The sequence below is a fragment of the Bacteroides thetaiotaomicron VPI-5482 genome, from assembly GCF_000011065.1.
In the GTDB taxonomy this organism is placed as follows: Bacteria; Bacteroidota; Bacteroidia; order Bacteroidales; family Bacteroidaceae; genus Bacteroides; species Bacteroides thetaiotaomicron.
Genome location: NC_004663.1, coordinates 4,814,970 through 4,826,694, shown reverse-complemented (window position 1 = coordinate 4,826,694; position 11,725 = coordinate 4,814,970). Strand labels below are relative to the sequence as shown.

Below are 11,725 nucleotides of genomic sequence, written 5' to 3'. Positions count from 1 at the left end.
TGAGAATATAGCAACATCTATTCAACTGTATACTAGCACGATAACGATTGCGTCCCTTCAGAATTTTATGTAAAGCGCAACCATTTATTCTAGAATAGATAGAAAAAAGCCGTACAGCAACAACCTTAGTATTCTATCTCCTTTCCTGCCGCCTGCCAGGCATTGAATCCTTTACCAAGCTCCACAACCTTAAATCCTTTTTCACTAAGGATCGCCGCAGCTTTCTTGCTTCGTTTACCGCTACGGCAATACAATGCAACCGGTTTGCTCTTTTGCAACAATGAATCCGCCATCGAGGCAAAAGAGTCATCCATCACATTTATATTGATCGTTTTTGCAATATGTCCTTCTGAATATTCAGCCAGTGTACGAACATCCAGACGCTGCACTTCTTCATCCTGAATGATAGAATCGAAATCCTCTACATTCACCGTTTTAAAGTCTCCTTTCTGCTGACAGGAGAAAAGAGAAGAGAGAAATAAAAATAATCCCACGACTAATTGATTCATTTTAAACATACGTACTATATTAATCAGTTCCCATCCGGAACATATTCAAATCCCGGATCACAATACTTGCTTGATTCTACCACCACACCATTTTTATCTGTGGTATGATACTTGAATTTTATCCTTATGGTTTGATGAGGATTTTCTTCATCCACATATTTCGTCAGAGGAACAGAAATGTAAGCACGGCGATTATAGTTCTCCTCATCCCCATTCGCATCATGAAACAGAGACAAGGTTACGACTGTCTCATCCCCCTCCGACTCTACACTCTCTTCTATCATACCAAACACGTGCTGTTTGCCACTATTGATATTGATCTTCACGTTCAGAATCATATTCAAATAGTCACGCCCCAGCCAAATGCTGGTCACATCTACCGGATCATACTTCAGTCCGCCTTCAAAAGCCGGATCGTCAGCCCCCTTTGGCTCCGGTGTCACCACCGACTGCAATGAATATATGACAGCCGTAGCATCCTCCGGATTTACTTCATAGTTACTGATCACACGCCTGGCCGAGTTCGGAGATATGGTTGATCCGGTACGGTCTTTCGCAACAGTCAACAGCTCTCCCTTGTCAGGAAGCAGACTCTGTATAAGACCATCCGCCCCAGCCTTCACAGTGACAAATTCCAACTTCACAGAAGGATAATAGTAATCATCATCATCCCCGCAGGCAGTCATCAGGAAAAGCATTCCCAAAAGCCAGAGTGTATGTAACTTTACTTTATTCATTGGCAAGCAGCTAAATAGTTCACCAACGGATTGGCATACATTAATAACAATTTTCCACGCAAAAAGTCTTCGTCTTTATTCGGAATCTTTATTTTGCCCAGTTGTTGCTCGATATAGGTAACGAATCGTTGTTTCTCTTCGGGAGTGTAATGACCGGCAAACTCGGATGTACCCTTCAGCAAGTCATAGGCAACGTAATTGCCCGAATAGATCCGATAGTTACTATGAATCCTCTGGTCGATGCAGGCAGATATGCTGGAGAACAGTTCCTGCTTCGGTAACGAACGGTCCAGCTGCGCCAACCTGTCATTGATACAGGGAGCCGTCTGAAAATGCACTTTCCCTTTGTATCCGAAAAGACCGGTCTGCATACTGATCAAATCGTCCTGAGTGGTTTTCTTATATCCTTCTATATCTCTTTTCAACTGAAACTCCTGCGCTTTCAGAAAGTCACAGGGGTCATATTCGTACGAAATGGCAAGAGGAGCGATATTCATCTCCATCAAACGGTCGATCAAGTCGCCTTCACCACCCATCGCCAGCATCTTCAGCACGCTGTCCTGAGTACGGTCGTTCGAGTCTTTGGCACGTCCTTCGCGCTGGGCAATCCAGATGGACTGGTTCTTCTCATTAATGGTATAATGCATATAACGGGACATCCGTGCCGAAGATTCCAGCATCTGCCGCATGGTCAGCGCCCGTTGTACAATAAACGACTTGTTGACACGAACCAGCTTCTTGATCCACGGATAAACCAGCAGATTGTCGCCAATCGCTATCTCAACCGTATCCATCCCCTGATCGATCAGCAAGATAGAAAGGAAGCCCGAATCCAATATAATATCCCGATGATTGGAGACATATGTATAAGCCTTACTCTTATCCGGCACAGCCGTATGATCCAGAGTCAGCCCATCCGTATGGTCCGCTGCTATTTTCCATAAAATACCATAACAGAATGTTTCCTGAAAATCCAGCTTGCTCTTACATGCGCGTATTTTCTGCGCCAAAAGTTCAAAAGGGACGTTCGGTATCGCATCAGTAGCCGCCTTCTGAAAAGCAGGATCAGCAATCAGCTCCTCAAAGATTTGAGGAAGTTCCTCATCATTGTAAGGACGAATCTCATCAAACTCTGTAGTATCCATAAGCTATGAAGTTTATAAATAAGTATTAGGTATTAAGTATTAGGCTGCGCTGTAAACCGCATGGAATTAATACTTATTACCTAATACTTAATACCTAAAATTTATTTTCTATTATATCAGTCATCACATCCTTTATATCCAGTCCGGCAGCACGCACTTGCTGGGGAATAAAGCTTGTAGTGGTCATCCCCGGAGTTGTATTCACTTCCAGCAGATTGATCTTTTCGCCGGCAGTCACAATATAATCCACACGGATGATACCGGAACAGCCCAATATGTCATAAATGGCCGAGGTCAGCATTTGCACGCGATTCGTCAGTTCGTCCGAGATGCGTGCAGGAGTAATCTCGTCTACCTGACCATTGTATTTTGCATCATAATCAAAGAACTCATTATGTGTCACCACTTCCGTAGGCGGGAAGATGACGGTCTTGTCTTTGGTTTTATAGCAGCCGCAGGTTAGCTCCGTTCCTTCCATGAATGCTTCTACGAGCACTTCCTGGGCTTCTTCAAAGGCCTTAACAATGGCCGGCTGTATTTGTTCTTTCGTCTTAACCTTTGTTACACCGAAGCTCGAACCGCCCAGACTCGGCTTGATGAAACAAGGCAAACCGATCTTTTCCATCACATCTTCGTCGGAAACCGATTGTCCCTGACGCAATAGCAACGATTCTGCAATACGCACTCCGAAGGCTTTCAGGTATTGGTTGCAGGTAAACTTGTCATAGGTGATCGCCGCAGCCAGCACCCCGCAACAAGAGTATGGTATGTGCATCATGTCAAAGTATCCCTGAAGACGGCCGTCTTCGCCCGGAGTACCGTGAATGGTAATATAGGCAAAGTCAAACCTGATCTTTTCCGTTCCCAGCATAAAGCTGAAATCATTGCGGTCTACCGGTGCTTTTGCACCATCCGGCAATTGTACTTCCCAACGGGTCCCCTGCATCTCGACAATGTACAGTGTGTACTTTTCCTTATCTATGAAGGAATATATTCCCTGTGCACTACGCAGGGATACATGAAATTCGGAGGTGTCACCTCCGGCTACGATAGCAATTGTGCGTTTCATTCTATTTCTCTGTTACTTATATAGCCTCGCCACTTCTCGATAAGCCGGGTCATGTCATCCGGAAGTTCGGAAGTAAAGTACATCTCTTCGCCTGTGACGGGATGTACGAACCCCAATGTCATGGCATGCAGAGCCTGCCGGGGACAAGTGTCAAAGCAATTATTTACAAATTGTTTGTATTTACTAAAGTGAGTACCTTTCAGAATTTCGTGACCGCCATAGCGTTCGTCATTGAAAAGTACATGCCCGATATGTTTCATGTGGACACGAATCTGATGAGTACGTCCGGTTTCGAGTATGCACTCTACCAGCGTGACATATCCCAGCCGTTCAAGCACCCGATAATGAGTGACCGCGTGCTTGCCCATCGACGGGTCGGACATAACCGCCATCTGCATCCGGTCTTTCGGATTACGGGCGATACTGCCTACAATCGTGCCTTCATCCTGTTCCACATTTCCCCAGACAAGGGCACGGTATCTGCGTTTGGTCGTCTTATTAAAGAATTGTATTCCGAGGTTGGTCTTGGCATCCGGCGTCTTGGCAATCACCAGCAGACCGGACGTATCTTTATCAATCCGGTGGACCAGGCCGACGTGCGGGTCATTGGCATCATATTCAGGAATATCTTTCATGTGCCATGCCAACGCATTGACAAGCGTACCGTGATAGTTTCCGTGTCCCGGATGTACTACCAGTCCCGCAGGCTTGTTCACTACCATTACATATGGATCTTCGTAAACGATATTAAGGGGGATATTTTCGGGAATAATCTCGTTCTCATAACGAGGACGGTCCATCATGACGGTAATGACATCGAGCGGCTTAACCTTGTAGCTGCTCTTCACCGGCTTACCGTTAGCCATGACGAATCCATCTTCGGCAGCCTTCTGAATACGGTTGCGCGAAGCATTGACAATACGTTCGAACAGATATTTGTCGACTCTGACCATCGCCTGTCCCTTGTCTACGACCACCCGAAAATGTTCGTAAAGCTGGGATTCGTCACCGACAGGTTCTATATCATCCAAATCATTCTCCAGTTCATCCGGAAGTTCTTCCTCGATCATGTGAATCTGTTTCGTTATTTATCAATTAAAACCAACTATCATCCTGACTTGAAGGGGATTCTGAGGAAACAGGTTCATCTGCCCCTTCAACATTTTCCATGGAGTCGCTTTCCAACGGTTCGTTTTCTCCGTTTCCTACCATCAGTGTCAATGCAGCTCCCAAAGGTACTTTATCTCCCGCATTCAATGAGCGCCCCTGATATTTAATGCCGTACACCCAGTCCTTCTCACCGTTCATCAACTGAATCTCGGTCAGCTTGAATCCGGCAGCAAGCACTTTCGCCTGTGCCTGGCGCAGAGAACTGTTGTCCGCCACATCGGGAACAGCACGTAAAGGAATACTCAGTGTATTGATAGTCAGGTAAATGGTGCGGCCTTCTTTCACTTTTTGTCCGATTCCCGGGTTGACATCAAGTACAATGCCAGCTGCCATATTCTTCACATAATTAGAATCGGAAACGACACATACCAATCCGTGATTGCGGAACATTTTTGAAGCTTCATCCACAGTCATCCCTTTTACATCGGGCACAACCACCGCCTCACCGTGACGAGTATAAACATCCAGCCATTTCATCACGCCGAACACAATCAGCACCACTGCCACAATCATGACAAGGATATTCACCCAGAAATATTTATTTGTTTTAAAAGAAAAGAATTCTTTGATTGTCATACGCTTTGCTGTTAATCCGCGCCAAAGATACTACAAATTAGTTGAATTTCGGAATAGTGGGCAATGAAAATGTCCCTGCATAAATGCAAGGACACCTGTCATCACCACAATTGTTGCAACTATATTCCCCACTCCTATAGATTTCAACAACCTTATATTCTAGGATGCGGCTTCCGGATTCTCTGAGCACAACCGTCTGTCGCATATATTCCGTCTATGATCTGTGACAAAGAAAGCTAAAAAGTGACAAAGAGCATTCCATTAAACATTATTTAATACTCTATTTAACTACTGTGCCAAGAGTCCTGTACTTTTTATCATAAAAAGGAAGTTATAACCAACTTTAATGAAAATAGAAGCAAACAAAAAAGGCGGAGTTTAAAACTCCGCCTTTTTTGTTTCTGAGTGATGATTACCACTTCTGTCCGTTGTACTCATCAGAAACAGTCAGTTTCTTTCTGCCTTTCGCACGGCGAGCAGCTAATACTCTACGACCATTAGCCGATGCCATTCTCTCACGGAAACCGTGTTTGTTCTTTCTCTTTCTGTTAGAGGGTTGAAATGTTCTTTTCATTACTGTATCTTGTTTTTATGTTATTATTCTACGTAATCGGGCTGCAAAAATAGAGACTTTTTTTAAATTAACCAAGCGATAAGTCATTTTTGCTCAAAAGTTTTTGTGTTTTTTACTGATTTAGATTACTTTTGCACTCGAATTACGACGAAGACAATTAAATAACAATAATATAATAAGAAAAACAGCAGTATGATTAATGCTCAAGACATCAAAAACGGAACTTGTATCCGTATGGACGGAAAGCTCTATTTCTGTATAGAATTCCTGCATGTAAAACCAGGTAAAGGTAACACATTTATGCGTACCAAGCTGAAAGACGTAGTAAGCGGTTATGTTCTCGAACGCCGTTTCAATATCGGTGAAAAACTGGAAGATGTACGCGTTGAACGTCGTCCATACCAATTCCTGTATAAAGAAGGAGAAGACTATATCTTCATGAACCAGGAAACTTTTGACCAACACCCCATCGCTCACGACCTGATCAATGGTGTAGACTTCTTGCTCGAAGGTGCAGTGCTGGACGTTGTTTCTGACGCTTCTACCGAAACTGTACTTTATGCAGACATGCCGATCAAAGTTCAGATGAAGGTTACTTATACAGAACCGGGAATGAAAGGTGATACAGCCACCAACACACTGAAACCTGCTACCGTAGAATCAGGTGCAACAGTACGTGTGCCTTTGTTCATCAGCGAAGGTGAAACAATTGAAATCGACACTCGTGACGGTTCTTACGTAGGACGCGTAAAAGCATAAATGTCATACAAATGACATAAAGAAACGGTGGATTTGCTTCGGCACTTCCACCGTTTTTTATTACCTTTGTCCATCACTAACCCTAATATTAAGATACAAAAGAATGAAAAAGTTGATTTACACACTGCTCTTTGTCCTTATTTCCGTTGCAGCCAACGGTCAGCAGGCAAAGTATGTATTCTATTTCATCGGAGACGGAATGGGAGTCAATCAGGTAAATGGTACAGAGATGTATCAGGCAGAACTGCAAAACGGGCGCATCGGCGTTGAACCTTTATTGTTCACCCAATTTCCGGTAGCAACGATGGCAACCACTTTCTCCGCGACAAACTCTGTTACCGACTCTGCCGCTGCGGGTACTGCACTGGCTACCGGAAAGAAGACCTACAACAGTGCCATCTCTGTAGGAGAAGACAAAAACCCGATTGAAACCGTAGCCGAAAAAGCCAAGAAGGCCGGAAAGAAAGTAGGTGTCACTACTTCCGTCAGCGTAGACCACGCCACTCCTGCCGCTTTCTACGCTCATCAGGCAGACCGTAATATGAATTATGAAATCGCTGTCGACCTGACAAAAGCAAACTTTGACTTCTATGCAGGCGGTGGTTTTCTGAAACCGGACAAGACGTATGACAAGAAAGACGCTCCCAACATCTTCCCTATTTTCGAAGAAGCAGGTTACACCGTAGCACGTGGCTACAGCGATTATAAAGCCAAAAGCAAGGATGCCGGCAAAATGATCCTGATACAGGAAGAAGGCAAAGATCCATCCTGCCTGCCTTATGCTATCGACCGTAAAAGCGACGACTTGACTCTCGCCCAAATCACAGAAAGCGCAATCGACTTCCTGACCAAAGGCAAGAACAAAGGATTCTTCTTAATGGTAGAAGGTGGAAAGATTGACTGGGCTTGCCACGGTAATGACGCCGCTACCGTATTCAATGAAGTAAAGGACATGGATGACGCTATCAAAGTAGCTTACGAATTCTACAAGAAACATCCGAAAGAAACACTGATCGTTGTTACGGCCGACCACGAAACCGGTGGTATCGTACTAGGTACAGGCAAATATGCGTTGAACCTGAAAGCATTGCAATATCAAAAACATTCTGCTGACGGATTGTCCAGACGTATCAGCGAACTAAGAAAATCAAAAGGCAACAAAGTGACTTGGGAAGACATGAAAGAATTCCTGGGTGAAGAAATGGGCTTCTGGAAACAGTTCCCTATTTCCTGGGAACAGGAAAAGAAGCTGCGTGACGAGTTCGAACAATCCTTTGTCAGAAATAAAGTGGTATTTGCCGAAAGCATGTACTCTAAAAGCGAGCCGATGGCTGCACGCGCTAAAGAAGTAATGGACCAGATATCTATGGTAGGCTGGGTAAGCGGCGGTCACTCTGCCGGTTATGTGCCGGTATTTGCTATCGGTGCCGGTTCTCAACTGTTCGGTGAGAAGATTGACAATACGGAAATTCCGAAACGGATAGCTAAAGCTGCCGGATATAAATAAAGAATTGACTGCACGAATATGTAATCAAAACACTATTTATTTTCATTTAGGCACGGATTTCACGGATTAACACGGTTCTATTCAATTAAAGACCGTGAAATTCGTGCAATCCGTGCCTAAATAATATTATCATTATAATAGATGATTTTCATTGGGTCCCTTCTCTTGATATGTTTCCTGTAGTGTACTGAATAAGTTGACACTTCAAAAATCGAAAATAAAGATGAAATATTCGAAAAAGAAGTACAACTATTACAGTGATGATGAACGAATGTCTTATATTCGTGAGTATTTATCAAGTCCCGAGAGCAAATCTGAGTTTTGTAAGCGTCACGGCTTTTGTGCCAAGCTTCTTACTTATTGGCTTAACAAGTATCAAATAGAAGACAAAGATATGGGTAGATCCTCTAAACCAGTAAATAGCGATGCTATTGATTCTAGTATTTCTGAGCTCCAGAAAGAACTATCGCTATTGCGTGCTGAGAACCGTAAACTTCATCGGGCTCTTGCTGATGAGAGTTTACGTCACGAGGCGTGCGAAGAACTCATCAATCTTGCTGAATCCACGTATCATATCAAGGTACGAAAAAACTCCGATGCCAAGTAATCGACACCTTGTCACAGAGGTACTCATCCCGACGCAAACGTGGTTGTATAAAGTTCCTCTGTGATTACTTCGGCATAACCCGACAAGGTTATTACAAGCATGTGAACCGACATTTGGAGGTTGATATCCTTACCACAAGCATCGTGTTGTACTGCAAAGAACTGTTGGAACTCATGCCCAAAGCTGGTATGCGCGAGTTATACGCCTGCTGCGTGAGTAAGTTTGGACCAAAGATGGTTATCGGTCGTGATCGTTGTTATGACATTTTTCGCTCCAATGGTTTGTGTCAACGTACAAGTCGCAAGCGTCCTAAAACAACGAATTCGAACCATAATTACTATATCTACCCCGATCTGTTGAATGTTGCACCCAAATTTGTCGCTACAAGATTGGGCGCTATGGTAGTGGCGGATATAACCTACGTAAACACCGGTCAGGGCTGGGCTTACCTCTCGTTGCTTACCGATGCGTCAAGTCGTGCCATCGTGGGATATGCGCTTTACAAAACTCTTGAGACGGAGGGGCCCTTGAAAGCTTTGGAGATGGCAATATCATTCTATGAGAAGTATCACATAGACATGAGCACTCTTATTCATCATTCCGACCGGGGTGTCCAATATTGCTCAAATAAATATGTAGAGAGGCTTAAAGAGCATCAAATCAACATCAGTATGACGCAGTGTGGTGATCCTTTACATAATGCATTGGCTGAAAGAATGAACAACACCATTAAAAACGGTTGGCTATTCGACTGTGATGATGAGAGCTTCGAGCAAGTAAGCAAGCGCATTGAAGATGCTGTATATGTATATAATCATGTGCGGCCTCATCAAGGGATAAACATGAGGACACCTATGGAAGTGGTCAGCGAAACGGGAGGATTAACAGCATAATACCCGCTCGTCGGGACGGGTGGTCCCGCCCCTTGCCGCTAGGGCGATCCCCGACCGAAGAGTTTTTGGTTGTTGGCAACATTACATTTTCCTGAAGAAGGCTTGCGTAAATAAAGGAAGATGCATAAATTTGCAAGCACCAACAAAAGACAACTAACATAGGAATAAGAATAACAAAAGTAAACCTATTTAGATATTAAAGTATATTGAGTAAACTAATTCAGTTATAACAAACGAAGTTGTCAACTAAAACCAGTACACATCATCCCGTTAGGAAACGGGCGTTCCCTCACCGAGAAACGAGAGTTACCTTTAAAGGAAACGATCGTTCCCACACCGGGAAACGACAGTTTCCAAAGCAGGAAATTCATGGAAACTCTAAGCCATTCATATACAATCAATTAGTCATATCATACCTATGTCTATTGGAGACATGAAGAGAGACTAGAGTGTACTTACAAATTCATTACATCCTGTTCGAACCGATCTTTATCTCCGGCAGCTTTATTGCGCATTCTGCTCCGGTAATTATAGATAGTTGCCAAAGAATAACCCAGAAAATGAGCAATCTTGTTACTATCCACTACTCCTAAACGAATAAGGGCAAAGATCCGGAGTTCGGTTGTCAGCAGTTCGTCTGATTTTGGATAAACTCTTGCTTCTTCTACCAGCAGATTATTGAAAGAAGTAATAAAGTGTGGGAACAGTTTAAGGAATGACTTATCAAATTCGTTATAAAATTCATTCCGCTCGTCCCGGATAAACTGTTCGGACTTGATTGCTTTAAACAAGTCATCGATACGTGACGACATAGCAAGTTTGGCCAGAGAGCGGCGATAAGTTTCCAGTTTATCTAGATAATTGACGCATCTGTCCAAATAACGGGCAATATATACTTCCTTTATCTTTCCGGTCTGTTCCAATTCTTTGTTGACCGCAGACATTTGTTTGTTGGCCAAACTTAGATTCCTACGCATGACGGATATTTTCTTCATCCAACGATACAGATAGAAAATAGCAATGAGGAGAAACAGCGACAACAGACTGACACTAATCAACATGGCACGGGAAACGGCCCGTTCTCTCTCTTCTTTCAGTTTATAAGCCTTATCAATAATCGGGAAAAACTCCGTCACTTCCATAAATCGCAAACGGGCATTACATGCTACAGCATCTTCCATCGAACAACTCAGATATTTGTAAGCACGGTCAATATCCCCTAGTTCATACATCAGATGCGCGAGTTTCTGCAAGGAAGCATACTCCCTGACGGAAGATTCCAAGTCTGCAATAGCAGTCAGTATCAGATAATAAACTTCTTTCTCAACGTCTTTCTTCATGCTATATGCTTCGGAAAGGGTATAATAGATATATACTTTCTGACGTTCGTCTTCCATATCTTTCAGTGCATCGTTCAGCATGCCGATAGCCGTATCGGCCTTTCCGGTCACGATACATCGTTCCGCCATAACAATCGTTTTATTTTCTTCCGGAGGCATGGCGGCGATAATGGAATCTCTGTACAAATCGGTCTTTTTCAGGTATTTTTCTTTTTCGGTTTTGTTTGTCGTATAATCAGCGAGCCAGCCGTAGCAGGCGCGATAGGTCTGGTAATAAGAAAGCAAAGTCCATTCATTCAGTTTTTTAGGATCAATCTTCTCCAATTGTTCCATAGCTTCGATGTACATGCCCATTACACCCATTACCGTAGCACGGTTAATGACAATCTCATATTCCAGGTCCGGACGATTTAATTGGGGCAATATCTCCATCTGACGGTTAATATAATGAAGCGCCGAATCTGCCTGATAATGAAGGTAAGCCCCAAAGAGGGAGGCATACAACTCATAATTCCGGGCAGGATCGGTGGAATGGGCAAGTTGTACTTTTAAATCAGTAATGTCTTTTTCTCTCCGTATCTGATAAGTTTCCTTCTTACTTATAATGTCATCCAGTTTTTTAAGGGCCGCCTTATTTATATCCGTATGCTTTGCGGACAAGGAAAGAGGATAAACAAAAAGAAGAAACAAAAGATAATAGGTTAGATTTCTCATAAGGTGCTTTTTTAAGATGTGACAAATATAATGATTATAGTAATAAAAACGAAAAATATCGCCATAACAATTTTCATTTTCACTTGTATTTTTCGACAGAGGCAATAACGATAAAAAGCTTATTA

General features: G+C 43.3%; 12 protein-coding genes. 4 read left to right on the top strand and 8 right to left on the bottom strand.

The window, feature by feature from the left end:
- Positions 1 to 125: 125 nt before the first annotated feature.
- The 7 genes from BT_RS18735 to rpmH form a co-directional block, all read right to left on the bottom strand.
- A complete protein-coding gene (locus BT_RS18735; RefSeq protein WP_011108942.1) occupies positions 126 to 518 on the bottom strand; it encodes a rhodanese-like domain-containing protein in 393 nt (130 codons plus the stop codon).
- A gap of 14 nt (positions 519 to 532) precedes the next feature.
- A complete protein-coding gene (locus BT_RS18730) occupies positions 533 to 1,246 on the bottom strand; it encodes a NigD-like protein (RefSeq protein WP_011108941.1) in 714 nt (237 codons plus the stop codon).
- On the bottom strand, positions 1,243 to 2,391 hold the full coding sequence (locus tag BT_RS18725; RefSeq protein WP_011108940.1) for a 1-acyl-sn-glycerol-3-phosphate acyltransferase: 1,149 nt from the start codon (positions 2,389 to 2,391) through the stop codon (positions 1,243 to 1,245). The genes BT_RS18730 and BT_RS18725 overlap by 4 nt, the downstream gene beginning before the upstream one ends.
- A 94-nt stretch (positions 2,392 to 2,485) precedes the next feature.
- The gene (locus BT_RS18720; protein WP_008762649.1) at positions 2,486 to 3,460 is read right to left on the bottom strand and encodes a D-alanine--D-alanine ligase; all 975 of its coding nucleotides are present in this window, start codon (positions 3,458 to 3,460) and stop codon (positions 2,486 to 2,488) included.
- A complete protein-coding gene (locus tag BT_RS18715) occupies positions 3,457 to 4,530 on the bottom strand; it encodes an RluA family pseudouridine synthase (protein WP_008762648.1) in 1,074 nt (357 codons plus the stop codon). The genes BT_RS18720 and BT_RS18715 overlap by 4 nt, the downstream gene beginning before the upstream one ends.
- A 25-nt stretch (positions 4,531 to 4,555) precedes the next feature.
- Entirely contained in the window at positions 4,556 to 5,206 is a 651-nt protein-coding gene (locus BT_RS18710; protein ID WP_008766997.1) for a PASTA domain-containing protein, read from the bottom strand.
- Positions 5,207 to 5,618: 412 nt separating this feature from the next.
- Complete coding sequence (gene rpmH / locus BT_RS18705; RefSeq protein WP_005678985.1) at positions 5,619 to 5,780, bottom strand: 50S ribosomal protein L34; 162 nt, start codon at positions 5,778 to 5,780, stop codon at positions 5,619 to 5,621.
- A gap of 192 nt (positions 5,781 to 5,972) precedes the next feature.
- On the opposite strand from rpmH, the gene efp reads away from it, so the two are divergent.
- From efp to BT_RS18685, 4 genes are all read left to right on the top strand, one after another.
- Positions 5,973 to 6,539: an elongation factor P gene (gene efp, locus BT_RS18700; RefSeq protein WP_008766998.1), complete on the top strand. Its 567-nt coding sequence runs from the start codon at positions 5,973 to 5,975 to the stop codon at positions 6,537 to 6,539.
- Between the two features lie 103 nt (positions 6,540 to 6,642).
- Positions 6,643 to 8,046, top strand: coding sequence for an alkaline phosphatase (locus tag BT_RS18695; protein WP_008766999.1), 1,404 nt, complete (start codon positions 6,643 to 6,645; stop codon positions 8,044 to 8,046).
- Between the two features lie 223 nt (positions 8,047 to 8,269).
- Positions 8,270 to 8,653 carry a transposase gene (locus BT_RS18690; protein ID WP_008763908.1) on the top strand — a complete coding sequence of 128 codons (384 nt, stop codon included), beginning with the start codon at positions 8,270 to 8,272 and terminating at the stop codon, positions 8,651 to 8,653.
- 8 nt (positions 8,654 to 8,661) lie between these two features.
- Positions 8,662 to 9,546 carry an IS3 family transposase gene (locus BT_RS18685; RefSeq protein ID WP_008764101.1) on the top strand — a complete coding sequence of 295 codons (885 nt, stop codon included), beginning with the start codon at positions 8,662 to 8,664 and terminating at the stop codon, positions 9,544 to 9,546.
- A 455-nt stretch (positions 9,547 to 10,001) separates the two neighbouring features.
- Here BT_RS18685 and BT_RS18680 read toward each other — a convergent pair whose 3' ends face one another.
- Positions 10,002 to 11,600: a DUF6377 domain-containing protein gene (locus tag BT_RS18680; protein WP_008767001.1), complete on the bottom strand. Its 1,599-nt coding sequence runs from the start codon at positions 11,598 to 11,600 to the stop codon at positions 10,002 to 10,004.
- Positions 11,601 to 11,725: the final 125 nt, after the last annotated feature.